Origin of the sequence: Segetibacter sp., from assembly GCF_025963695.1 — a bacterium.
GTDB lineage: Bacteria > Bacteroidota > Bacteroidia > Chitinophagales > Chitinophagaceae > Segetibacter.
In genome coordinates this window covers 32,230-56,404 of record NZ_JAOQAH010000047.1, presented here as the reverse complement: position 1 = coordinate 56,404, position 24,175 = coordinate 32,230, and the positions used below count along the sequence as shown (strand labels likewise).

Here is a 24,175-nt window from a genome sequence, read left to right as displayed (position 1 = left end):
TCAATTATTACTTTTTGCGGGTTTACTTTTACGGTCATTTCTATAAAAGCAGCTGGTCCTGTGTTGCAAATGCGATTACAAATAAGCTGTTCTTTTACTGGCATGAAAGAACCGATGGTTCAGCTTTTGATGAACTTAGGAGAAACTTTGTATAACGAAAGAAGAATAAAATGAGAAGAGTAGTAGTAACCGGCATGGGAGCTATAACGCCTTTAGGCAATTCGGTAGATGAATTTTGGAAAAATATTGTAGCCGGAAAAAGCGGGGCAGCACCTATTACGAAGTTTGATACTTCTAAATTTAAGACCCGTTTTGGCTGCGAGGTTAGAAATTTTGACCCCGGGGAATATATTGATAAAAAAGAATTGAAGAAGTATGACCTGTACACGCACTATGCGATTGCAGCAAGTGACCAGGCAATAAAAGATGCGCAACTGGACTTTACTAAAATTGATGAAATAGCGCGATACGATATAGGTGTAATATGGGCGTCGGGAAACGGGGGCATGGCGACTTTTGAAGACCAGGTTCGCGACTTTCATTTAGGCGACGGAATCCCGAGGTTTAGCCCTTATTTTATCCCTAAAATGATCGTTGATATTGCCGCCGGCGCTATCTCCATTCGTCATAAGTTACATGGACCAAATTATTGTACAGTTTCGGCCTGTGCATCGTCTAACACAGCTATTATAAGTGCCTTTGACACTATACGGCTGGGCAAAGCAACCATTATGGTGGCGGGCGGTTCCGAGGCTTGTATTACATCTGCTTCTGTTGGCGGTTTCAATGCAGCCCAGGCTTTATCGAGGAGAAATGATGACCCCGAAAAGGCGTCGCGCCCTTTTGATAAAGACCGGGACGGTTTTGTGATGGGGGAAGGTGCTGGTGCATTAATTTTAGAAGAATGGGAACATGCGGTAAAAAGAGGAGCGCCTATTTACGCAGAAATGGTTGGGGGTGGTATGGCAGCAGATGCATTTCATTTAACAGGTACGCCTCCTGACGGATTAGGAGCCTTCGTAGGTATGAGCAAAGCTTTGGCAGAAGCCCAAATTACTCCTGATAAAGTCAATTATATAAATGCACACGCTACCTCAACAGGACTGGGCGATATAGGCGAATTAAACGGAATTAAAAGGCTCTTTACTAATGTACCTGTTGCTATTAGCGGCACAAAATCTATGACGGGCCACCTGTTGGGTGCGGCAGGAGCAATTGAGACAATTATAAGTGTTCTGTCGGTAAAGCACAACATTATTCCCGCGACCATTAATACCGAGAACCTGGATGAAGCAATCCCTGAGGGATTAGAAATTATACTGGGCAAGTCAGTCCACAGGACCGTTAACTATGTAATTAATAATACATTTGGTTTTGGAGGTCATGCAGCCAGTTCTGTTTTTAAGAAGTATTCATAATATGGGGGGGAAATCTGATGAAAAAATAAAATTGTGAAGCATTACTGGGGGAGTAATTGCAATTATTTTCACCATTGTAGTGGTAGAGATGGGTGATGCAGCGTTCATGCTAAAAGCAAAAAAATCACCCTTCTTACTCCCCCGGTTTCTTCTCTCCTTTTTTTAGGAATGGAAGATTGCTTTTATCTAACATTTCCATTCCTAGTACAGGCATGTTAGAAGTAAAACTTTTACCGGGAACGAGGCAGGGCATGTTATCAGGTTGCATAGCATAAACTTCATCACCTTTTCCGTTATCTCCAATATAAACACCGGTTAAAGGTATTTGGTAAACACCGTTTTTCGTTTGCTGAGGCATAGCATATTTGTAGTTAGGAACAGGATTTATCTTACTTAAAGTATCACCGAGAAGCAGTTTTAGTTTGGCTTCTTCCCAGGGCTTTCTCTTTGACAAATTATCAGACTGTGCATTTACAGCGGATGAAGAAGCGACCGACATGATAAGCAAGGCGAGCAGTTTCATAAACTTATGTTTACATAATAAATATACTAACTAAAGTACAATTTTTAAGGGGAAGCGCTGCTTCTGTAATTGAAAATATAGGAAAACTGGCAGCTACTTATCTTTGACGCACAATTTATAAATATGCAAATAACAGGAAGCCTGAAGGACGCGGATAAGGCTTTATTTTACCTCGTAAATAAAAAATTATCTTTTACAGGGCTTGACGATGTGATGCTGTTATTGCGAAATCAATATACCTGGATCCCTCTGTATTTATTCTTTTTGCTGTTTTTCTATTTTAATTGCAGAAAATACCTGCTGCCTATTGTTGCATTATCACTTGTCACTTTTGCTATCACCGATTTTACAAGTGCCAGTCTTATCAAACCTTTCATCCAAAGGCTTCGCCCCTGCCACGATCCTACTTTAGTATTTAGCATTAACAGCCTTGCAGGTTGTGGTGGCATATTTGGTATGCCTTCTTCACATGCTTCAAATCATTTTGGCCTGGCTACTTTTTGGTTTATGGTAATTAAAAATACGGTTAACCAAAAATGGTTCTGGCTATGGGCCTGGGCCTTTATCATATGCTACGCCCAGGTGTATGTAGGTGTACACTTCCCAGGGGATGTAATTGTCGGAGCTTTATTGGGAATAGCAACAGGCTACCTTACCTCCCACTTGTTTCGCAAGCGAATGGCACAAATAAATTCAATTAAAGCTGATATTTAAATTCGGGTCATTCAAAATGAAATCATTTGAGAAATACTTCCCTTATTTTTTATGCACCGGAATTTTAATCAATGCCAATGGATTACTGATTGATATTTTAGAACCAGACGGAGCGTTGTATGCTACCATTTCAAAACACATTGCTTTAACGGGTGATTGGATTAATCTGTTTGGTGACGGTCACGACTGGCTAGATAAACCGCACTTCCCTTTTTGGATGGGTGCAATCAGTTTTAAAATATTTGGTATTACGGCCTTTGCCTACAAGTTACCCGCGTTTGTTTTTTGGCTTGCCGGAATTTGGTATACCTATAAACTTGCTGCCCTGTTTTATGACAGCTCCATTGCAAAAATCGCCGTCATCATTTATGTCTTTTCACTACATGGCCTTCTAAATAATTTCGATGTTCGGGCCGAGCCATACTTAACTACGCTAATTATTGCCGCGGTTTATTATATGTCTAAAGCACGTCTTTCAGGCAAGTGGAGGTATATTATATTAGCTGCACTTACGGCCGCTTGCGCCATAATGACTAAAGGCATTTTCGTGTTGATTACCGTTGGCGGCGGTTTCGTTATTTATTGGATCATTACAAAGCAATGGAAACAATTCTTTAACTATCAGTGGTGGATCATGGTAGTGTTAATCCTGTTATTTATTACACCCGAGTTATATAGCCTGTACATACAATTTGATCTGCATCCTGAGAAAGTAGTGTTCGGAAGAACAAATGTTTCAGGGCTTCGTTTCTTTTTTTGGGATAGCCAGTTTGGTAGATTTTTTAACACTGGTCCAATTAAGGGGCACGGCGATCCTTCTTTTTTTCTACATACTACTTTGTGGGCCTTTTTGCCCTGGTCAATTATCTTATACATCGCCGTTTACCGCATAATTAAAAAACGAAACGAACACCAAGACTTAACGGCCAGGTGGATTATCTACGGAAGTACTCTTATTACCTTTATTCTTTTTTCCTTCTCAGGTTTTCAGCTTCCCCATTACATAGTTATCCTGTTTCCTCACTTTTCAATTATCACCGCTGCTTACCTCGTTTCAATAAGCAAAGAAGTTACTTTTAAAAGATTAACTGTTTTACAAACTGTGCTGCTGCTAGTTGCAGTTGTAGCTGTAAGCCTTCTTTCATATTACTCCAACATCGGAAACACTACACTGGTACCAGTAATCTCTATTTCGGTCGTACAGTTGGTCGTACTGTTTTTTAGAGAACCGGGACTAAATAAGTTGATGGCAACCTGTAGCGCAATTAGCCTTGTTCTATTCCTGTTCCTTTTTAATTTCTTTTACCCGCGCCTTCTCCAATACCAGGCGGGTATGATGGCGGGTAAGTATTTAACAAGCAACAACATAAACGCAAGAGTTGCAACTCTTAACGCCTCGTCGTATTCCTTCGAGTTTTACGCCCCTGGCTTTGTAGCATATGTAAACAGCATAAAGGATGTAAATAATTTCATAGGTAGCGACAGTGCTGCTGCCTTTTATACCCCTGTAAAAAGTTTACCTGAATTGACCGAAAAAGGCTATCAATATAAATTGTTACACGAGTTCAAATATTTTCATATAAGCATGCTTACCGGGGGGTTTCTAAATCCGAAAACCAGGGAAAGAGAACTGGAAAAAATGGCTTTAATATTAGTTAGGAGGAAAGCGTTGTAATATTTTTGGTACAAGCATTTGTTCTTTGATGACTCATCGTTGCGACGCATTTCGTTCGACTTTTACACACAAGTCCTGCTATAAGAACTAAAAAGACCCTTTACCATTTATACAACTCTTAAAACCAATATGACCAAAGAACACAATTTGCAAAGATTCATTAATGCGCAAAAAACAGACTATCAAACTGCGTTATCAGAAATTAAGAACGGCAGCAAACGAAGCCATTGGATGTGGTACATCTTCCCCCAGATACAAGGATTAGGTTTTAGCGAGACCTCAATGTTTTATGCTTTAAAGAACTTGGCTGAAGCACGGGAATTTTTAACGCATCCGGTTTTAGGGAACAGGCTAATAGAAATTTGTAACGAATTACTAAAACTTGAGTCAAATGATGCACACAGCATATTTGGAAGTCCGGATGATTTGAAGCTAAAATCTTCAATGACATTATTTGCCTCATTAGAAACAAATCACGTCTTCGAACAAGTTTTGGATAAATTCTTCGATGGAACAAAGGACGATAAAACTTTAGACATTATCGTAACACAGAAATAGTCTAACTATTGCTACGGTTAAAAAGCTATAGAAATTAAAACGCAAGCCCGAATCGTTATAGACCGAAGCAACTCTTTAGCCTGTAAAATAAATACACATGAAAAAAGCTACATTAGTAAATCAACAGATGAAAGAAATGCGACGCAACAATGCTGCGAAATGACCGACAGTTGGTACCATAAAAAAGACCGGTATTATAACCGGCCTATAAGAACTGAATATTATTTTTAAAATTTATTTGGCAGGAACACTGCTGTTTTTCTGCACTTTTCCGGGAACCAATCTCCCCCCCTCTTCTGCACCTCTGTCGCCGCTCTCATGGTATTCAGCATCACCATTTACATTCCAAAGGTCGAAAAGCTCCTGTCCTGCTTCGATATTTTTTGCAGCAAGCATCGCTGTCATCATGCTATGATCCTGGTTGTTATATTTATGCATTCCGTTTCTACCAACAAGATATAAACCGGGATAATTCTTTAGCTCGTCTTTTATCACATCTACATTGTCTTTATAAACTGCATCATATACCGGATAAGCTTTAGGCTGACGAACTACATAACCATCCACCACATCAACAGCTTTGCCTAGTCCAATTTGCTCCAATTCTTTTTTTCCGAGATTGATCAGAGTTTCGTTAGAACTTGTCCATAATCCATCCCCTTCAAAGCAAAAGTACTCGAGACCATAACAAGCCATGGAAGGATCAGGAAGCATATATGGGCTCCACGATTTAAAGTTCTGAACTCGACCAACGGTAACGGAAGGATCGTGAATATAAATCCAGTTGTCTGTAAACACATTTTTATCCTTCATAATAAGAACGACGGTTAAGAAGTCCCTGTATTTCAGATCCTGCGAAGCAGCAAGGGTCTTAGGGGCTACTTTAGGATAAATATTAGGAATGAGCTCTCTTATAGGGGCCGAAGAAATAACGTAATCGAAACCCGTTTCAGCAGGCGCATTCTGAAGATTAACATTCCAGCTTCCGTTAGCAAATTCGATGCTCGAAACGCCCGTATTCATTCTTACTTCGCCACCAAAACCTTTAATTTTTTCGGTGCATACTTCCCACATCATTCCCGGACCGTACTTGGGATAACGGAAAGTGTCTATGAGGGTCTTGATAACTTTGTCTTTATTTCCACCGGTATTTTTAGGCTTGAAGATGGCATTCTTTATAGCAGATGAAAGCGACAATCCTTTGATGCGCTGCGCCGCCCAGTCTGCGGAAATTTCTTTACAAGGCGTGCCCCAAACTTTTTCGGTATAGGTTCTAAAGAAGATGTTAAACAGTCTCTTTCCAAATTGATTGGTTACCCAATCTTCAAAGTTCTGGGGATCTTTTATAGGAAATGCTTTGGCCTTAAGGTAGCTGGCTACACATAACGCCGACTCGACAACTCCTAATTTCGTCAGTGCTTCCATTGCAGCTAGGGGGTAAGCAAAGAACTTTTTGTTATAATAAATCCTTGAACTCCTCGGCCTGTCAATTAGGTCATCCCCTAAAATCTCCGTCCAAAAGTCTTCTACTTCTTTCGATTTGGAGAAAAAGCGGTGTCCACCGATGTCGAAATTATAGCCCTTATACGACTCTGTTCGCGATATACCGCCGACGTATTTAGGATCCTTTTCAAATACAACCACTTCCTGGTTTACCTTACTTAAAAGGTAAGCAGCAGTCAACCCAGCTGGGCCAGCACCAATAACTGCTATTCTTTTTGCGTTTGCCATAAAGGCGGCAAATATAGTTGTTTTGGTTAAATTTGCCTGACTTTCATTGGCGTGCTTTTTATAATATGATATATAACAAGCGCGAATGCTTAGATTTGCGGCAACAAAATAAAATGACGGAAGTTTTTATAATTCTTGGATTAATCTTATTGAATGGCGTATTTGCGATGGCTGAAATTGCAGTTGTATCATCGCGCAAAACGAGACTTGAGGTACAGGCAAACAAAGGAGACGACAACGCAAAAAAAGCACTCCGTTTAGCAAATCATCCAGATAATTTTCTCTCTACTGTACAAATAGGTATCACGTTAATGTCAATATTAACGGGTATTTTTTCAGGAGATAATATTAAAAATACGCTTATCGAATTCTTAAAACCGCACACGTGGCTTAATCCCTACCAGGGGTCAATTGCTACCGTGATCGTTGTTTTTTGCATTACCTATTTGTCGCTTATAAGCGAATTAACAGCTAAAAGAATTGGTTTATCCAGGCCGGAAGCCATTGCAAAATGGGTAGCAACGCCAATGCAGTTTATTTCGAAAGTCGCCTATCCTTTTGTCTGGTTTTTAAGCAAAAGCACTGATCTTATTTCCAAGCTGTTCAAAACCACACCGAACGACACTACCGTTACCGAAGAGGAAATAAAAGCGATCATAAATGAAGGAACTGAAACTGGCGCAATTGAAGAAAAGGAGCAGGAAATAATTGAAAGAATCTTTCATCTCGGCGACCGTAACATCACCTCTCTAATGACCCATAGAAGTGATATTGTTTGGATGGATGTGAATTGCAAAGTAGCAGACATTAAACAAAAAATGCGCGAAGTGGTACATACCAGCTACCCGCTCTGCGAAGGCGTAATAGATAATATTAAAGGTATTATTTCTATTAAAGACATTATGTTGGCCGACGACAACATTCTATTGAAAGACCTGATGAAACCAAGTTTATTCGTGCCCGAAAACAACTCGGTATACCAGGTGTTAGAAAGGTTTAAGCAGGTACAGGCAACCTCGTGTTTTATTGTTGATGAATATGGAAGTGTAGAAGGAATGATGACTTTAAATGACATTCTTGAAGCAATTGTAGGCGACATTGGACCTACAGACGCAGATGACTACGAAATAACAGAAAGAGAAGACGGAAGCTTTTTAATAGATGCACAAATTCCTTTTTACGATTTTTTAAGCCGTTTCGAAAAAACGGAATATATGAACGAAGGCGAGCACGACTTCAATACCGTTGCGGGTTTTATTCTTCATCAATTGCGCACTATTCCTGAAACCGGGGAAACGTTGGAATGGAAGGGATTTCGACTCGAGATAATGGATATGGATGGCAATCGTATAGATAAAGTATTGGTTACAATTTCGGAAGAAATGAAAACTGAACTTGAAGAAAACGAATAATAGCCATAATAACGGCTAAACAAACATTACTGCTATTATCCGGTTTTTATAATACCAACACCGGTTTTTCACAGCACCATCGTTGCGTCGCAATCACTTTTACATTTGCCCTGGTATGAACTTCGGTTTCACAGAAATCAGGCATTACTATTCTTTACAATAGTCTTTTGGTAACTTGTCAGTTTGGTGTAAAAAAGCCTCCAACTCCTCCGGCTTTTGTGTTCCTAAAACAATTCTACCTCCTGATTTTAAAGTTAACTGCAACCCTTTATTGCCTGCTATATTATGTACAGTTCCAAACGAGGTTAGCCTTAAACCGTAACCTACAAACCCGTACTTTATCATTTCAACCTTTATTATATTTTCCCATTTATAGTGCGAAGACGCTCTTTGAAACGGAACCCACCTAAACTGCACCCCTTCTTCGGTAATTATTGTGTGTAGCCTGGCCACATAAAATAGCACGAGTAATGCTAGTATAAAGAACGTGATGAACACCAGCACAAGATTGGAAGCAGGCTGGCTACCAAAAGGTTTTTGTAGAATTATTTGTTGAATATCAGCATAAATAAACAACGCAAGAAGGGCCAGTAAAATAAAGTATACGACGTACGCCCCCTTGCCCCGGAAAGATTGATTTTCCTCAAACTTAATATCGGTCCCTAATTCCTGCATTCCCTTTAATATTTACTTTTGAATACGAGATAGCAAATTCTATACTATCTCACCAATCATCACTTCAATTTCCCGGGTTATGGAACGAGTGCAACCAGGTCATCTTACCATTATAGGATGGCAAGCAGCTGATCTATAAAAGCAACCTGTCCCCCGTTAATTTTTATTCTTGCTTCGTCGGCTGAAAACCATCCGGCCCTGTCAACCTCGGGAAATCGCTGCATCTTTCCTGATCGTGGCGGCCACTCCATTTCAAACTCGTTGCTTTTAATAAAAGCAACGTCCAATGCTGCTTCTATTGCCCAGGCAGCAATCACTTTTCCTGATTTTATTTTTACCGGTTGTAACGGTATACATACACCGTTTGGCAATTCATTTCCTGTCTCCTCTGCAAATTCTCTTTTTGCTGCCAGTAATGCATCCTCCCCTTCTGCGTATTCACCCTTTGGTATACTCCATGCACCTGCATTTTTGTTTTTCCAAAAAGGTCCCCCGGGGTGTACCAGCAGAAATGTTAGTTCTCCTTTTGCTGATACGTTATAAGCTAATATTCCTGCACTAAATTTTGACAAGTGAATTTGTTTTAAAATAGCCTGCAATATCCCACTAACTTTTTAAGTTAATGAGTCATTTACAGGCCAGGAGGAATAGCACGTTTCGGCACATTTTGAACTACTTAGTGTATTATTTTTATAAAGCAATAAAAGGAAGCCCTTTAAAGTTCTTTAAGTAATATAAGTGTTTAACTACGCCGTACTTTGTAAGCCTTTTAATTAATATGATTAAAGTTACCTCTTCTTAACATTCGGCAACTACCTGTAATTGCTGGTTAAAACTATTGCTGAACGTATCAAAAATTTTGCTATCTCAACTTATACTGTAATATTGCAACAGTCAAAGCCTATTGCTGCATATATTATAACGAGTAAAAGTGAGTGACACAACGATGCTGAAAAAAGGTTTGCAGCTTGTATCCAACACCTTAAAAAACCAGAATGAGTAAGAATTTATTAATAGTGGAGTCTCCGGCAAAAGCGAAGACAATTGAGAAAATACTGGGGAATGACTTTGAAGTAAAAAGTTGTTACGGTCATATCAGGGATCTTGAAAAAGATGACATGGGTATCGACCTTAACAACAACTACCAGCCTCGATATAAAGTTCCCGAAGAAAAGCAAAAAGTTGTAAAAGAACTAAAGCAACTTGCCAAAAAAGCCAAAGAGGTTTGGCTTGCGTCGGATGAAGACCGCGAGGGAGAAAGCATTAGCTGGCACCTTGCGGAAGAACTTGGCCTTGATCCTAAAATTACGAAGCGAATTGTTTTTCATGAAATTACTGCTCCGGCCATTAGAAAGGCGGTACAGAACCCACGGCTAATAAATATGGACCTTGTAAATGCTCAACAGGCACGCAGGGTTTTGGACAGGTTGGTAGGATTTGAACTTAGCCCTGTATTGTGGCGTAAAATAGGAATGCAACGCAGCCTTAGTGCCGGGCGTGTGCAAAGTGTTGCTGTGAGGCTGGTTGTTGAACGTGAAAGAGAGATCAATAATTTTGCTACAGAGAGCAGCTATAAAATTGAAGCGCTTTTTTCAGCTAATGACATAAATAGCAAACAAGTAACCTTTAAAGCCGAAGGTCCTGTAAGAATTTTACAACAAGAGTCTGCACAACAGTTTTTAGAAAGTTGTAAAGATGCTGAATATAAGGTAACTGACGTAACAGTTAAACCTACTAAACGTTCGCCCGCTGCACCCTTTACCACATCGACCCTGCAACAGGAAGCAAGCCGGAAATTGGGCTATAGCGTAAGTAAAACAATGTTGATTGCACAACGTTTGTATGAAAGTGGTAAGATTACTTACATGCGTACTGACAGCATTAACCTGAGTGAGACTGCGATGAACGCTATTCAGGCGGAAATTAAAAGCAGTTACGGCGACAAATATTACCAGGCAAGGGAATATAAAAATAAAAATGCAAGTGCCCAGGAAGCACACGAGGCTATCCGCCCCACTTACATGGAAAATCATTCTGCCGATGATGAAGAGGGACGCCGTTTATATGAGCTGATCTGGCGACGCACTATTGCTTCACAAATGGCTGATGCAGCTTTTGAAAAGACAATTGCAAAAATTAATATATCAACAAACAGGGACAACCTTACAGCAACCGGTGAGGTGATGAAGTTTGATGGCTTTTTAAAAGTGTATAATGAAGGCAAAGATGATGAGGACGGCGAAGAAGATGGTGAAGGTGTACTTCCACCGCTACGGGCTACACAAGTTCTTGACTTTAGAGAAATGAGGGCAACGCAAAGATTTACACGTCCTGCGCCAAGATATACGGAAGCTTCACTGGTTAAGAAACTGGAAGAGTTAGGTATTGGTCGGCCATCTACATACGCTCCTACCATTACTACTATCATGAAGCGGAACTATGTGGAGAAGCGTGATAAGGAAGGCGTAAAAAGAGAGGTAAATGTATTAAAGCTAAAAAAAGACAACTCGGTACAAAAGGAAGTGATCGTTGAAAATACAGGCGCAGAAAAGTCTAAACTATTTCCGACAGACTTAGGAATGGTTGTTACAGATTTTCTAAAGCAGCACTTTAAAAGCGTAATGGATTACGGCTTTACTGCGCAGATAGAAGAAGAGTTTGATGAAATCGCAGGTGGCAAACTGAAGTGGAGCAATATGATCGACGGCTTTTACAAACCTTTTCACAACAATATAGAAATAACACTTGAAACGGCTGAAAGGGCAAAAGGCGAAAGGATTTTAGGCGCAGAGGCTGAAACAGGCAAAAGAGTTGTTGCAAGGATGGGACGTTTTGGTCCAATGGTACAAATCGGAGAATCAAATATTGAAGAGGAAAAACCTCGCTTTGCGAAACTAAAAGCTGACCAAAGTATCGAAACCATAACAATGGATGAAGCTATGGAGTTATTTAAACTTCCATTGGTGTTGGGTGAATATGAAGGCAAAGAAGTAGCTGTGAACGTTGGAAGGTTTGGACCCTATGTACGCTGGGGTGATGAATTCATATCGTTACCACGAGGTGAAGATCCGTTAACCGTAGATATGGAACGGGCTGTTGAAGTGATTGGAGGCAAGCAGGTTGCAGATGCCCCGATAGCTATGTATGAAGATAAGCCCGTAACAAAAGGCAAAGGCAGGTTTGGGCCTTTTATTAAATGGCAGGACTTATTTATAAATATTCCGAAGGGTTACAACTTTGACGAACTGACCCAAAAAGATTGCGAGCAATTGATAGAGAAAAAATTAGAGAAAGAAGCAAACCGCTATATACAACACTGGCCTGCAGAAAAAATATCAATTGAAAACGGTCGCTGGGGTCCTTTTATCAAGTTTGGTAAAAAGATGCTGAAAATAATTAGCAAAGGAGAAAAAGGAAAATATACAGCAGAAGAACTTTCAACTGTCTCTCTTGAAGACGTTAAGAAAATGATTGAGACACAAGTACCCGGTGCTTTTGCAAAAAAGACAGCGGCGAAAAAAACAGCCGCAAAGAAAACTGCAGCTAAAAAAGTTGCGTCAAAAAAGCCTGTTTCGTAGAAAACTCAAATCATGTAAGTATAAGCTAATCCATAATTAATTGGATTAGCTTATTTTTTTTAAGGAAACACTCCCAGCCCGGTGCCAATACATTAGTGGTTACTCATGGGCAAAAAGGCACAAGTGAGTGACACAACAATGCTTCACAAGGAACGGTTGCTGGCGACATAAAAAGTCTTACAACTGACCAACTTCGGTATTAATGTTTCTGCGGGCAGTCTCTTCCATTGTTCCTATAAAGTCGTCGGTAATGAAAATCTTTTCAGATTCCAACACCTTTTGAAGTGCTTGTTTGCGGCCCGCTTTATAAATATTGTCGGGATACTTTAAATACTCCTGTCTTATTTTTTCACTATAGGCTTTATAAGTCTCAGCCTCTGCACCGAGGATAGCAATATCAAAGTCAAGAAATAGCCCAAGATCATTTTTCAAAGAATAGCCTTGGGGCACTTTGTGATCTCTTGTAGCTATTATAAATGTTTTGATGTTTTCGATTATCCTGCCATTTAGGTTCAATTGCTTTAGGTGACTTTCGGCCAGCGCAGCACTTTGTTCTTCATTATCGGGACGATAGGTATCATAAACAATATCATGATATAAAATAGCAAAACCTGTAACGGCAGGATTTGAGATTCTATCGAGATGCTGATCACATAAGCTATATAAAAACGCTATGTGACTTAAGTTGTGATAGTGCCGGTGTCGCTCCGAATAGCGATAAAGGATTTCTTCCCATAATTGCTCTTTAATCTCTTCTTTGTTTGAAAAAGCAGTTAACTGCTTCCATTTCGTTTTCACGTAATCTAAAATATTCTCCATCTTATACAGTATTTAAAGCAAGCTTGCTTTTACGAATTCCATAACCAAAGTAAACAATCAGGCCAACAGCTAACCAGATCAAAAAACGAAGCCAGTTTGTGTGGCTTTCCTGCGCCATTAAATAAAAACAACTAATTAAGCCAAGAACAGGTATTAACGAAAATGAATTTTTAAATGAAAAGATACTGACCGCAGATGCTACTATCCAGAACAGTAGCATGGGAAATCCTTCTTTTGACAAAATATTTACAAAATGAGCCGGAGCATACAAGGCCACTAATACCACGGCAATTATAAATACTGTAGGAACAATATATTTTCCATTTACAAACGGCACTTTAAATTTTGAAACAGCCTGTGTTTTTCGCTTTTGCAGAACCAATACGCCTGCACAAACCAACACAAACGCAAACAACGTTCCGATACTTGTTAACGCAAGCACTACATCGAGATTTAGGAAAAGTGCGGGTATTGCAACCAGGCAGCCAGTAAGAATAGTAGAAAATGAGGGGGTTTTATAAACGGGATGCAGTCTGGAAAATATTTTGGGTAAGAGGCCATCGCGGCTCATGCTCATCCAAATTCTTGGCTGGCCTAACTGAAAAATGAGCAATACGCTTGCTGTTGCTATAATAGCACTAACGCCAACAATTCCCGAAATCCACTTCAGGCCTCTTGCTTCAAAAATCATAGCTAGCGGATCCCCCACATTTAGTGTGGTGTAATGAACCATCCCTGTTAACACCAGGGCAAGCAGCACATATAAAACGGTGCAGATGATCAGCGAGTAGATCATTCCGCGCGGAAGATCTCTTTGAGGGTTTTTACATTCTTCTGCAGTAGTAGAAATGGCGTCGAAACCAATATAGGCAAAGAAGACTGCTGAAACCCCTTTCAAAACTCCTGATATACCATTGGGTGTAAAAGGTGTCCAATTTTGAGGTTGTACATAATAGGCTCCCAAAACAATGACGAGGAAGATAACTGCAAGCTTAATGATAACCATAATGTTGCTGGCAGACTTAGATTCCTGGATGCCTATGAAAACTATATAAGTAATAAGGGCAACAATCATTAAAGCAGGCAGATCCATTATGACATGCATTCCCAGAAGCTGTGGAGCATGAAACCATGCATTATATCTATTAACAATTCCAGGATCAACACTAGTAAGGGCTTGTCCCGCAGCAAGCATTCCATTCACCTGGTCAAAACCTACATGGGCTGTAGTGTAATCCATGGTAAGCCATGCCGGGATGTGAATACCAGCTTTATCGAGCAAACCGGTGAAATAGTCGCTCCACGAAATGGCGACAGCAATGTTACCAATGGCATATTCCATTAGCAAATCCCAGCCAATGATCCAGGCGAAAATTTCGCCAAAGGCTACATAAGAGTAAGTGTAAGCGCTGCCCGCAACAGGAACGGTTGATGCAAACTCGGCATAGCACAGGGCAGCAAAGCCACAGGCAATGGCAGTAAAAATGTATAGGAAAATAACACCAGGGCCCCCATCGAAACAGGCTTTGCCAATACTGCTGAAAATACCCGCCCCAATTACGGCAGCAATACCCATAAGTGTAAGATCTTTTACACCTAATACTTTATTTAGCGTGCCGTGACCATCATGCAATCCCGCTTCAGCATCTGCCAAAATCTTGTCTATCGATTTTTTCCTAAGCAATGGGTTTGCCATGAATAGAAGTTTTGATTAGGCTTTACAAATTATTAAATCACTAATTGCGTGGCAGGCAATGTTTAAAAATCTCGTTGTATAAGAAAAGAGGTAAGCTCTTTTAAAGGTTTTTTTCGAACAGACACTACGGCGATATCTTCAAGGTGTTGAAAAGCTGCTGTAATGTATTTTTCTTTTAAGCTTCTCGCCCATTCATCCACTCCACAACTTTTATAAATCGATAGTACTTTCTCCACTTTGTCATCCTCATTTTGCTTTAGCAAATTCTGCAGCTCCTCTTTTTGAGTTTCGGTTGCCACGTTCAATGCATGAATTAATAAGAAAGTTTTTTTATTCGCAACGATATCTCCACCCACCTTCTTTCCAAATTTCTCAGGGTCTCCAAATGCATCTAAGTAATCATCTTGTACCTGGAAGGCGATGCCAAGGTTTAAACCAAATTCATACAAATGTTTTGCGTTGCTATCTCCTGCTCCACCTAAAATGGCGCCGAGTTGAAGGCTTGCAGCCATCAGCACCGATGTTTTCAATCCAATCATTTCAATGTAATCATCCAAATCAACTGTCTGTTTTTTTTCAAAATCCATGTCCAGTTGCTGGCCTTCGCAGACCTGCGCCGCAGTCTTATTGAAAAGTGTAAGAATTCTATGAATACAGTTTGACTTCACCTTATTAATGTATTCATAAGCCTGTATCATCATCACGTCTCCACTAAGTAATGCAGTCGGTTCATCATATTTTGTATGCACCGTTTGCATTCCACGCCTTAGCGGCGCCTTATCCATTATATCATCATGTATCAGGGTAAAATTGTGAAAAAGTTCAATAGCATTGGCGACATGATAAGCATCAGGAATAATCTCATCAAACATTTCGTTTCCCATTAGACACATTACAGGTCTTATTCTTTTACCGCCTAACCCCAAAAAATATTCGCAGGGGTCATACAAAGTGGCTGGTGCTATGGGAAAATGCCGAACATTGAAGCAGGTAGTAAATTTTGTAACAAGTTCCCCAAACGAATGCATCATAAGCTTTTCTGTGTGGGCAAATATAGTGGCAAAAAAATAGTCAGGTAATGGCAGCCCCGAAAGTCTTTGTTTTTTCTTATGGCACCAGCAGAAGATCGCTGTGAAGCGTTGGTTGTGTCACACCCTTGTACCGCAACTTTTTATTGCATCTTTTTAAAAGCAATATAACCTAGTTGGTTGCCATATGGTGCGAGGCAACGCTGATAGCGTCCTCCATGAGGGCCAAAAGAGCCGCAAAGCATTTATTAAAGTATATGGAAAAAAGTTCCTCAACGGTTTATAGTACCAGTGTGCGACGCAACGAAAGCTGAGTAATGGTATTCGTCCGACACCCAAAATTTATAACTACTCCGCCTTCCTCTTTTTCTTTTCACCACCTTTGGCTTTGCTTCTGCCGCGTGTCGGTACCGGTTTTACCACAGTTTCCTCGTTTAGTTTTTCGTCCACTTCCGGTTTCAACACCCAGTCAAAATCCAACTGACGCTTTGCTAAATTTGCAGATACCACTTTGATATATACCTTATCACCCATCCTGAATTTCCGTCCGCTTCTACGTCCAACAAGGCTATATTCAGACTCAATCAAACGGAAGTCGTCGTAATCAGAAAGGCCGGTGATCGAAACCAATCCTTCACACTTGTGTTCTACTGTCTCAACCCAAAAACCAAATCCGGATACTCCGCTGATGACACCTAAAAATTCTTCTCCAATATGTTCTTTTAAAAATTCAACCTGTTTGTACTTATTTCCGGCTCGTTCGCAGTCCATTGCGCTACGCTCCATTTCGCTGCAGTGCTTGCACTTCTCTTCCATTTTCTTGTCGAAGACAGGGGCGCCTTCAAGACAGCTTTCCAATACCCTATGCACCATTACATCCGGATAACGACGGATGGGAGAAGTAAAGTGACAGTAATGTTCGAAAGCCAACCCATAGTGACCAATGTTGTCGGCCGAGTAAACAGCCTTAGCCATGGTACGAATACCGAGTGTCTCAAGAACATGCTGCTCAGGCTTGCCTTTCACGTCTTCCAACATCTGGTTAAAACTGGAAGCTATTTTTTCGGGGGTAGAGGTATCGAACTTGTGTCCGTATTTAACAGCAAAAGCGATAAACGGGGTTAACTTCTGCTCGTCGGGCACATCATGAATTCTATATGGAAAAGGCACTTCCTTCTTGTTCACTTTAACCTTCGAAATATACTCGGCTACGGTCTTGTTGGCAAGCAACATAAACTCTTCTATCAACTGGTGTGCTTCCTTACTTTCCTTTACAACAATACCTATTGGCTTACCCTTTTCATCCAATTTAAACCGGACTTCGGTAGATGAAAAATTGATCGCACCGTCCTTAAATCTTGCCGCCCTAAATCCTTGCGCAAGATCGTTGAGCAATAAAACTTCTTCGCTGTAGATACCTTCTTTCTTTTCAATAATCTCCTGCACATCCTCGTAAGAATAACGGTGATCGCTGTGAATAACTGTTCTTCCCAGCCAAAAATCTTTTACGTTGCCTTTTAGATTTATCTGAAAAATCGCAGAAAAGGTCAGCTTATCTTCCTTTGGTCTGAGAGAACACAATTCGTTCGAAATTCTTTCGGGCAACATGGGGTTAACCCGATCTGGCAGATACACTGAAGTAGCTCTTTGATAAGCGTCATCATCGAGGATGGATCCTGGCGTAACGTAGTGGCTTACGTCGGCAATATGTACTCCAATCTCGTACAGGTCGGCCTTTAATTTCTTTATAGAAATGGCATCATCAAAATCGCGGGCATCAACGGGATCAATGGTAAACGTAAGCACATCTCTCATGTCTTTACGTTTTTTAATTTCTGAAGCTGATATTACATCGGGTAATCTCAATGCCTCTTCCATCACGTCGTCTTCAAAAACCAACGGGAAACCGTTTTCTACAAGGATGCCTTTCATGGCAATATCGCTCTCCTGCTCGGCAAGCAATACTTGCACAATCTCCCCTTCAGGCTTTTTATTTATTGTATCCCATTTAGTAATTTTTGCAAGCACTCTATCCTTATCCTTCGCACCATTTAATTTGTCAAGAGGTATATAGAGGTCAGGCATAGGCTTGTCTGAGTCAGGAATAAAAAAGGCAAAATTTGCACTTACCTGTATATGACCCATGAATTCGCTTTGTTTGCGATTCACCACTTCGGTTACACGTCCCTCTCTTTTGCCATTACTTAGATTTTCGCGAACTACTGTCACTCGTACAGTATCGCCATTGAGTGCGGTATTAAAATCATTTGGCCGAACAAAAATATCTCCTCCCTCACTGTCTGTCACTACATAACCTACTCCGCTTCGTGTTATTTCCAGTACTCCTTTGGCAAGCTCCGAATCATGCTTCTTTCCGCGGGAGGACTTATCTTTTTTGCTCATATATATTATTGTCTTGAAACGTTTTTATAAAAGTATTTACAATGTCATCAAATTGTGTGCCCCTGCCAAAAAGAAAACGATGCTGAATAGGCAACACATATATAGGAATTTCCATCAACTCATTTTTAAATTTCATCAACCTTACTGCATCCTTCTCCGTGGTTATAATAATCTTTCGTGCTGCCGTAATTTCTTCAAACTTTTCTTTCACCTCGTTCAGGTCATCAATGGTAAAGATATGATGGTCAGAAAAAGATAGCTGGTAATAAGTTCCTGACTGTTGCACCAGGTAATTTTTCAAAGGCGTCGGATTAGCGATACCGCAAACCAGCAACACTTCATCCTCCAGCGAAAGTCTCTTTATTTCTTTAGTTACAATATGATACAAGTCGGCGTATTGGATCGTCGAAAAAAATACCTGCTGTTTTGGTGTTGGCGCAATTTCTTCTTTAATTTTTTCGGTTTCCTCCAACGAAATACCAGGCGGGCATTTGGTAACAACAATTACGTTAGCTCTCTTGTACGAAGCTTTCTGATCCCTTAAACCGCCAGTCGGCAAAAAAAAATCCCTGGTAAATAGATCGGCACATTCGGTAAGCAGAATATTAAGGCCGGGATTTATCCTCCTGTGCTGAAACGAGTCGTCGAGAATAATTACATTGGTTTCTGGCCGGTCGTGCAGCAATTGTGGTATAGCCACTATTCTTTCTTCACCCACAGCTACAGCTACCCCCGGAAATTTTTGGTGAAACTGCATTGGTTCATCTCCTACTTCAAGAGCCGTTGTTTCAGAATGAGCCAAAGCGTAACCTTTTGTTTTACGCTTATATCCGCGGCTTAACGTGGCTATTTTATATTTATCCTGCAACAACGTAATAAGGTATTCAACCATCGGCGACTTACCTGTTCCTCCTACCGACAAATTGCCAATACCAATAATCGGCAGATTAAATGAAACTGATTTAATAAAGCTTTTATCGAATAAATAGTTTCTGATAACTACCACTAATCCGTAAAGCAACGAGAAGGGAAAAAGTAGAATTCTAACAGATTTGAGCAGGTAGAAATTAAAATTCATAAATTTTAAAAGGAGTGATGCAGTAATTTAAAGGTACATCAAATTGATTTTTGTCCTCTATAGCGTCAACCGGCTCAAAATATGAGAAGCCGACAGAAATAACATCTTCGCGACATTTTTTTAAAAACCTATCATAAAAGCCCTTACCGTAACCTACCCGAAAGCCCTTTTTATCAAATGCAAGTAGCGGCACAAATACCAGGTCAATTTCCTCGGCCGAAATTTCGTCGCCTTCTTCAGGCTCTGGTATACCATATTCGTTTTCTACAAAATCGGTTTCATCATGTACCAGTATTGCCTGCATTTCTTTCGTTTCCAAATTAACTAAGGGAAAGGTAACCTTTAAACCAGGAATTGCAGTTTCAAGGTAGCGGGTATACAAAAGCGTGTTCATTTCGCAATGTTGTACTAAAGGCCAATAACTTAAAAGCACCTCAATACTGTTACCGAAGGCCAGATTTTGCAATTGTATCAACAGCAAGTCGTCCAACTTATTTCTTTCGGTTGCAGTCAATTCAACCCGTTTCTTTTTATAAATCTTTCTTAGTTCCTGTTTCAGCATTTCAACGAATTACGACTGTTTTAATAATTACTCAAACTTTTTGTTATACCAGCTTTAGTGTTCCATAGCTACACCGTTGCGACGCAATCACTTTATCGGCAACTCTTTATTGATCTTTACTTATGTTTTGTTTAGGGCAGAAACCGAACTAATACCCGCTTTAAAAATAGCTGCCCGGAGATGAGAAGATGAACGAAATGCGACGCAACAATGCTACATTAGAAAACAAATGCAGGTATCATAAACATGGCAATAGGTAGTGGCCAGGAGGCTAATAGGTGCCCCCCGGTTAACATTCTAAATGTCGACTGCCTGGTTGGCTGCCTGCTTTTCGCCGGCATTTGTAAAAAACGAAAATATGGTAGACCCGTAATTTCGTTGAAAACTAAAGCCTGCGGACTTTTCATAATCATTTCGCGGAGTATGTTCTAAAACAAAGAACCCCCCCGGTGCAATCAACTTTTTGTCAACAATTATTTTGGGTAATTCATCTATGGTTCCCAACGAATAAGGGGGACCAGCAAAAATAAAGTCGAACTGTTCGTTGCACGTAGACAGATAAGAAAATACATCGAGGCGAAGAACTTTATGGTTTTCAACTTTCAACATCTCAAGGTTCTTCTTTATAAAGTCGTGCATTGCTGCATCTTTCTCAATAATGGTAAGGTCGCCGGCACCTCTCGAAGCCAGTTCGTAACTAATGCTGCCGGTACCGCCAAACAAATCAAGTGTCTTTATACCTTCAAGGTCAATACGGTGCTGCAGAATATTGAACAGGCCTTCTTTCGCTATGTCCGTCGTTGGCCGTGTGTTAGGCATTTTTGCAGGAGGATTAATTTTCCTTCCACGGAATTCACCTGAAATTATTCTCATAGCGCTAGGTTGAAAAAAGGTGTGAAATAATGAACCGGGTGCTCACCCAGGTCTGGTATTGCGTTTGGCCCAACCTCATTTTCTAAAACGATCCTTTTAAAATATGTAATAAGCTCCCTGTACAATTTAAACTCAACATCTATCATTCCTGAAATTTTCAGCGTCAGCCTTTCGCTAAACAACTCAAACTGCCGGGTAATGTTCAATAAGTAATACAATACATCTTCAGGCGTTTCGTACATGAAGGTTTGTATAAGTTGCAGGCCGCCGTTTTTGACGACAACTACGATCATGAAGGTGTTATAAAACTGTATTGTGATCAATTCATCCGTGTGGCCTGAAGTATGACTTGTTGCCCTCCTGATTATATTGGAATAAGCATGACTCAATGTAACCTTTTGAAACCGACGTTGTAAATAACCGTGAACATCCTGCCTGACACGGTACACATTTATAATGCCTGGTTCAACGGGCACATGCTGAAACTGAATTGCTGAAGCAAGATCTTCTCCATATACAACCTCCAGCAGTTCTGCGGCTATGTCCTTATTGAAGTTGAAAATAGGAACGGGGATACAATATTCATTATTTATATAAACCCTGACAGAAGATTGAGTTCGTGAAAGTATTTTAGATTGCCGGGTAATCTCATTAAAAAGGTTGTCGAACTTACTGCCCTCGTCTTGGGTAAAAGTAAAAAATTCGCAAGCTGCGATTACTGTTTTATTCTCTTTTGTGACAATACACGCCAAATGCGATTGCGCAATTTCAAGAATTAGCTGATCACTTTCTTCAACTGCAAACTCTTCGGGGCTATAAATACTAAAACTCTTATTGGGCATTTAAATTAATTGCGAGTGCAATTATACTAAAAAAACATGCCCTTGCCCGCGCTCATCACCTTTTATAAATTATTGCATTTCAGAAAGCAGCTTTTTACCTTCCGCTTTTAAGGCGACATCGTCAGGCGTTCGTGTTGGAAGCTTTACGAGTTGATTGAGTACGGGGATAGCTTTTGCGGGTTGGTTGTCGTATTTATATGCTTTCGCGAGGTCGAGGAAATTTAAAACGTAATAGGGCTCTAAGGTTTTACACTTTTCCATGTATTTATAAGCATTTTCGAGCGACGCATCAGGAATAGCACCAAACAGAACTTTTATGGCTGCTTTTTTTGCCCAGGAAAAAGTTGCCATATCGAAGTTCCATTTGCCTAAAACGTAATTTGCTTTTCCATGGTTTGGAGCAAATGAAAGTGCTTTATCAGCATAGGTTTTTATATCCTTCATATGGCCAACCAGCTTTTTATTTTCAGATTCAACCTCTGCCAGTTTACCTGCAGCAACCGCTCGTACATAATTAGCATCAGCACTGTTAGGATTAATAGCCAGCGCCTTATCAGCATAATCTTTGGCACGCTCGTAAAACTCCTGCTTTGCTTTTTTGTCCACTTGCCTCGAACCAATAGCAGAAGAGATTTCACTACTACGTATAAGGGACTGAAGATTAGCTGGATCAGACGAAAGAACGCTCTTGTATTTATCAAGCGCCTGCTCATCTTTCAATGAACGCTCAAGATTAGAGGCCTCCTTTAGCAGTACAGTCGCGTCCTGTGCAACTACTCTTCCTGAAATAATAATAACGGCAATAACCAGTAACCTCTTCATTCTCTTTGTTTACCTGTTTAATTTAAAAGTAACCCCAACCGATCCCTGAAAATTTTCTATTGGTGGATGCAATTTATAAATGGATATCTCTACCGCTGTCACTATCGAAAATTTTGCAATTATTTCACTAGCCATTTCTGTTGCCAATGTTTCTAAAAGAGGAGTCGGCTTTTGCATTCGTTTTTTTACAAGCCTTAGTAAAGCAGTATAATCAAGCGTATCTTCTATTTTGCTAATTACTATACCTGTTGGGTGGTAAGAAGCCACAAGATTTATCTCAAACTCTCCTCCTATTATATCTTCACCCACGTCTAAACCATGGAAGCCAAATACTTTTACTTTTTGTAATTTGATTTGCATTTCAGCATTCATGGTTATAAAGTTTGGGGAGGCAACCAACTAGTATCTTCTTCTCGCACTAATACTTTGTTCTTTTCCGCCGTAATATCTATCCTCGGTTTAAATTTTTCTAATATTCCAGATGGTTGTTGTATCACCTGGTACTAAAGTAAAAGCAGCAGCAATGGTAAGATTTACAATTAACAGCCCCCATTCAACTTTATCACTTGAATTATAATTCGCCTTTCATCATCAAATACTTTTCGGCGTCTAAAGCCGCCATACATCCGCTACCTGCGGCAGTAACAGCCTGGCGGTAGTGTTTGTCTTGTACATCTCCTGCCGCAAAAACCCCTTCCACATTTGTTTTAGAAGTGCCGGGTATGGTAACCAGGTAGCCGCTGTCATCCATTTCTATCCAACCTTTAAAAATATCACTATTAGGAGTGTGACCAATAGCAACAAAAAACGCACTTACTTGTAAATCGGAAGTTTCATTAGTTTGATGGTTTTTAATTCTTACACCTTGCACCTTAGTTTCACCTAAAATTTCCTCTGTCGAAGAATTCCAGTGTACTTCAATATTTGGGGCCTTCAACACACGTTCCTGCATAATTTTAGAAGCCCTCATTTGGTCTCTTCTTATAAGCATGTGAACTTTACTGCAAAGTTTCGATAAGTATAACGCTTCTTCAGCCGCTGTATCTCCGGCACCCACAATAGCCACTTCTTTTCCCTTGAAGAAAAATCCGTCGCAAACAGCACAAGCACTTACACCATACCCGTTTAGGCGTTGTTCACTTTCAAGACCAAGCCATTTTGCAGAAGCACCTGTACTTATAATTACCGTGTCGGCAAGCATCAGCTTATCCTCGTCAATCCACACTTTATAAGGAGACTCCAAAAAATCTACTTTGGTCGCCAGACCATACCTTACATCTGCTCCCATTCGGGTTGCCTGCTTTTCAAAATTGACCATCATGTCTGGTCCCTGTATACCATCAGGATAACCCGGATAGTTCTCGACCTCGGTGGTAATTGTCAACTGGCCGCCCGGTTGAATTCCCTGGTATAAAACAGGTTTTAAATTCGCACGAGCCGCGTAGATAGCTGCTGTATAACCTGCAGGTCCGGAACCTATTATTAAACATTGAACTTTCTCCATGTTATTTTCCATTCTCTTTCTTTAAAATTTTAATCCTTCTATTGCAGCTAAATAAACAAAAAGCGTTTAAAACGTAACCATCTTATTTAAAAAGGTCACCAAAAATAATTACATAATATAAAACCTTCGCTTTTTGTTACAATTGCACTACTACGTATAACTTTAGTAGCACCGTATTACACAAAAAGTGCCTGATTAAATATGCCTCTCTTTTCTGCCATTAATGGAGCAAATGGAATGGTTGTTTTTTCCTTGTTCTCTGTT

The 24,175-nt window shown here is 40.2% G+C and carries 21 protein-coding genes; 6 read left to right on the top strand and 15 right to left on the bottom strand.

Going from position 1 to position 24,175, the window contains the following annotated elements; translation table 11 throughout:
• Nucleotides 1–170 precede the first annotated feature (170 nt).
• On the top strand, nucleotides 171–1,418 hold the full coding sequence (fabF, locus tag JWR87_RS08080) for a beta-ketoacyl-ACP synthase II (RefSeq protein ID WP_297818074.1): 1,248 nt from the start codon (nucleotides 171–173) through the stop codon (nucleotides 1,416–1,418).
• Nucleotides 1,419–1,551: 133 nt separating this feature from the next.
• Here the strand turns inward: fabF and JWR87_RS08075 are convergent, their stop codons facing one another.
• Entirely contained in the window at nucleotides 1,552–1,941 is a 390-nt protein-coding gene (locus JWR87_RS08075; protein ID WP_297818071.1) for a hypothetical protein, read from the bottom strand.
• A gap of 123 nt (nucleotides 1,942–2,064) precedes the next feature.
• On the opposite strand from JWR87_RS08075, the gene JWR87_RS08070 reads away from it, so the two are divergent.
• The 3 genes from JWR87_RS08070 (at nucleotide 2,065) to JWR87_RS08060 (ending at nucleotide 4,888) form a co-directional block, all read left to right on the top strand.
• Entirely contained in the window at nucleotides 2,065–2,655 is a 591-nt protein-coding gene (locus JWR87_RS08070) for a phosphatase PAP2 family protein (RefSeq protein ID WP_297818069.1), read from the top strand.
• Nucleotides 2,656–2,671: 16 nt separating this feature from the next.
• Nucleotides 2,672–4,330, top strand: coding sequence for a glycosyltransferase family 39 protein (locus JWR87_RS08065; RefSeq protein ID WP_297818067.1), 1,659 nt, complete (start codon nucleotides 2,672–2,674; stop codon nucleotides 4,328–4,330).
• A gap of 129 nt (nucleotides 4,331–4,459) precedes the next feature.
• The gene (locus JWR87_RS08060; RefSeq protein WP_297818065.1) at nucleotides 4,460–4,888 is read left to right on the top strand and encodes a DUF1810 domain-containing protein; all 429 of its coding nucleotides are present in this window, start codon (nucleotides 4,460–4,462) and stop codon (nucleotides 4,886–4,888) included.
• Nucleotides 4,889–5,122: 234 nt separating this feature from the next.
• Here the strand turns inward: JWR87_RS08060 and JWR87_RS08055 are convergent, their stop codons facing one another.
• Entirely contained in the window at nucleotides 5,123–6,619 is a 1,497-nt protein-coding gene (locus JWR87_RS08055) for an NAD(P)/FAD-dependent oxidoreductase (RefSeq protein ID WP_297818062.1), read from the bottom strand.
• Nucleotides 6,620–6,732: 113 nt separating this feature from the next.
• Here JWR87_RS08055 and JWR87_RS08050 point away from each other — a divergent pair, with 113 nt between their 5' ends.
• Nucleotides 6,733–8,031, top strand: a complete 1,299-nt coding sequence (locus JWR87_RS08050; RefSeq protein ID WP_297818060.1) for a hemolysin family protein — start codon at nucleotides 6,733–6,735, stop codon at nucleotides 8,029–8,031.
• A gap of 147 nt (nucleotides 8,032–8,178) precedes the next feature.
• Here JWR87_RS08050 and JWR87_RS08045 read toward each other — a convergent pair whose 3' ends face one another.
• Together JWR87_RS08045 and JWR87_RS08040 are read right to left on the bottom strand one after the other, a co-directional pair.
• Entirely contained in the window at nucleotides 8,179–8,706 is a 528-nt protein-coding gene (locus tag JWR87_RS08045; RefSeq protein WP_297818058.1) for a hypothetical protein, read from the bottom strand.
• A gap of 110 nt (nucleotides 8,707–8,816) precedes the next feature.
• Nucleotides 8,817–9,278, bottom strand: a complete 462-nt coding sequence (locus tag JWR87_RS08040) for an NUDIX domain-containing protein (protein WP_297818056.1) — start codon at nucleotides 9,276–9,278, stop codon at nucleotides 8,817–8,819.
• Nucleotides 9,279–9,701: 423 nt separating this feature from the next.
• Here JWR87_RS08040 and topA point away from each other — a divergent pair, with 423 nt between their 5' ends.
• A complete protein-coding gene (gene topA, locus JWR87_RS08035; protein WP_297818053.1) occupies nucleotides 9,702–12,284 on the top strand; it encodes a type I DNA topoisomerase in 2,583 nt (860 codons plus the stop codon).
• 177 nt (nucleotides 12,285–12,461) lie between these two features.
• Here topA and JWR87_RS08030 read toward each other — a convergent pair whose 3' ends face one another.
• The 11 genes from JWR87_RS08030 to trxB form a co-directional block, all read right to left on the bottom strand.
• On the bottom strand, nucleotides 12,462–13,103 hold the full coding sequence (locus JWR87_RS08030; protein WP_297818051.1) for a hypothetical protein: 642 nt from the start codon (nucleotides 13,101–13,103) through the stop codon (nucleotides 12,462–12,464).
• A gap of 1 nt (nucleotide 13,104) precedes the next feature.
• On the bottom strand, nucleotides 13,105–14,799 hold the full coding sequence (locus JWR87_RS08025; RefSeq protein WP_297818048.1) for an amino acid permease: 1,695 nt from the start codon (nucleotides 14,797–14,799) through the stop codon (nucleotides 13,105–13,107).
• Nucleotides 14,800–14,861: 62 nt separating this feature from the next.
• Nucleotides 14,862–15,830 (bottom strand): polyprenyl synthetase family protein, encoded by a 969-nt coding sequence (locus JWR87_RS08020; RefSeq protein ID WP_297818045.1) that lies wholly within the window; start codon nucleotides 15,828–15,830, stop codon nucleotides 14,862–14,864.
• 345 nt (nucleotides 15,831–16,175) lie between these two features.
• The gene (gene rnr, locus JWR87_RS08015; protein WP_297818043.1) at nucleotides 16,176–18,230 is read right to left on the bottom strand and encodes a ribonuclease R; all 2,055 of its coding nucleotides are present in this window, start codon (nucleotides 18,228–18,230) and stop codon (nucleotides 16,176–16,178) included.
• Nucleotides 18,214–19,308 carry a tetraacyldisaccharide 4'-kinase gene (gene lpxK, locus JWR87_RS08010; protein WP_297818040.1) on the bottom strand — a complete coding sequence of 365 codons (1,095 nt, stop codon included), beginning with the start codon at nucleotides 19,306–19,308 and terminating at the stop codon, nucleotides 18,214–18,216. Before lpxK ends, rnr begins: the two co-directional genes overlap by 17 nt.
• Nucleotides 19,298–19,870 (bottom strand): 5-formyltetrahydrofolate cyclo-ligase, encoded by a 573-nt coding sequence (locus tag JWR87_RS08005; protein WP_297818038.1) that lies wholly within the window; start codon nucleotides 19,868–19,870, stop codon nucleotides 19,298–19,300. The genes lpxK and JWR87_RS08005 overlap by 11 nt, the downstream gene beginning before the upstream one ends.
• Before the next feature lie 297 nt (nucleotides 19,871–20,167).
• Nucleotides 20,168–20,743 (bottom strand): RsmD family RNA methyltransferase, encoded by a 576-nt coding sequence (locus tag JWR87_RS08000; RefSeq protein ID WP_297818035.1) that lies wholly within the window; start codon nucleotides 20,741–20,743, stop codon nucleotides 20,168–20,170.
• Complete coding sequence (locus JWR87_RS07995) at nucleotides 20,740–21,585, bottom strand: DUF3822 family protein (RefSeq protein WP_297818032.1); 846 nt, start codon at nucleotides 21,583–21,585, stop codon at nucleotides 20,740–20,742. Before JWR87_RS07995 ends, JWR87_RS08000 begins: the two co-directional genes overlap by 4 nt.
• 69 nt (nucleotides 21,586–21,654) lie before the next feature.
• Nucleotides 21,655–22,407 carry a hypothetical protein gene (locus tag JWR87_RS07990; protein WP_297818029.1) on the bottom strand — a complete coding sequence of 251 codons (753 nt, stop codon included), beginning with the start codon at nucleotides 22,405–22,407 and terminating at the stop codon, nucleotides 21,655–21,657.
• A gap of 9 nt (nucleotides 22,408–22,416) precedes the next feature.
• The gene (locus JWR87_RS07985) at nucleotides 22,417–22,767 is read right to left on the bottom strand and encodes a dihydroneopterin aldolase (protein ID WP_297818026.1); all 351 of its coding nucleotides are present in this window, start codon (nucleotides 22,765–22,767) and stop codon (nucleotides 22,417–22,419) included.
• 211 nt (nucleotides 22,768–22,978) lie between these two features.
• Nucleotides 22,979–23,923 (bottom strand): thioredoxin-disulfide reductase, encoded by a 945-nt coding sequence (gene trxB, locus JWR87_RS07980; protein WP_297818023.1) that lies wholly within the window; start codon nucleotides 23,921–23,923, stop codon nucleotides 22,979–22,981.
• Nucleotides 23,924–24,175: the final 252 nt, after the last annotated feature.

Coding starts and splice junctions, on each gene's coding strand:
- fabF (WP_297818074.1), top strand. CDS start 171: ATGAGAAGAGTAGTAGTAACCGGCATGGGAGCTATAACGCCTTTAGGC.
- JWR87_RS08075 (WP_297818071.1), bottom strand. CDS start 1,941: ATGAAACTGCTCGCCTTGCTTATCATGTCGGTCGCTTCTTCATCCGCT.
- JWR87_RS08070 (WP_297818069.1), top strand. CDS start 2,065: ATGCAAATAACAGGAAGCCTGAAGGACGCGGATAAGGCTTTATTTTAC.
- JWR87_RS08065 (WP_297818067.1), top strand. CDS start 2,672: ATGAAATCATTTGAGAAATACTTCCCTTATTTTTTATGCACCGGAATT.
- JWR87_RS08060 (WP_297818065.1), top strand. CDS start 4,460: ATGACCAAAGAACACAATTTGCAAAGATTCATTAATGCGCAAAAAACA.
- JWR87_RS08055 (WP_297818062.1), bottom strand. CDS start 6,619: ATGGCAAACGCAAAAAGAATAGCAGTTATTGGTGCTGGCCCAGCTGGG.
- JWR87_RS08050 (WP_297818060.1), top strand. CDS start 6,733: ATGACGGAAGTTTTTATAATTCTTGGATTAATCTTATTGAATGGCGTA.
- JWR87_RS08045 (WP_297818058.1), bottom strand. CDS start 8,706: ATGCAGGAATTAGGGACCGATATTAAGTTTGAGGAAAATCAATCTTTC.
- topA (WP_297818053.1), top strand. CDS start 9,702: ATGAGTAAGAATTTATTAATAGTGGAGTCTCCGGCAAAAGCGAAGACA.
- JWR87_RS08030 (WP_297818051.1), bottom strand. CDS start 13,103: ATGGAGAATATTTTAGATTACGTGAAAACGAAATGGAAGCAGTTAACT.
- JWR87_RS08025 (WP_297818048.1), bottom strand. CDS start 14,799: ATGGCAAACCCATTGCTTAGGAAAAAATCGATAGACAAGATTTTGGCA.
- JWR87_RS08020 (WP_297818045.1), bottom strand. CDS start 15,830: ATGATGCATTCGTTTGGGGAACTTGTTACAAAATTTACTACCTGCTTC.
- rnr (WP_297818043.1), bottom strand. CDS start 18,230: ATGAGCAAAAAAGATAAGTCCTCCCGCGGAAAGAAGCATGATTCGGAG.
- lpxK (WP_297818040.1), bottom strand. CDS start 19,308: ATGAATTTTAATTTCTACCTGCTCAAATCTGTTAGAATTCTACTTTTT.
- JWR87_RS08005 (WP_297818038.1), bottom strand. CDS start 19,870: ATGCTGAAACAGGAACTAAGAAAGATTTATAAAAAGAAACGGGTTGAA.
- JWR87_RS08000 (WP_297818035.1), bottom strand. CDS start 20,743: ATGAGAATAATTTCAGGTGAATTCCGTGGAAGGAAAATTAATCCTCCT.
- JWR87_RS07995 (WP_297818032.1), bottom strand. CDS start 21,585: ATGCCCAATAAGAGTTTTAGTATTTATAGCCCCGAAGAGTTTGCAGTT.
- JWR87_RS07990 (WP_297818029.1), bottom strand. CDS start 22,407: ATGAAGAGGTTACTGGTTATTGCCGTTATTATTATTTCAGGAAGAGTA.
- JWR87_RS07985 (WP_297818026.1), bottom strand. CDS start 22,767: ATGCAAATCAAATTACAAAAAGTAAAAGTATTTGGCTTCCATGGTTTA.
- trxB (WP_297818023.1), bottom strand. CDS start 23,923: ATGGAAAATAACATGGAGAAAGTTCAATGTTTAATAATAGGTTCCGGA.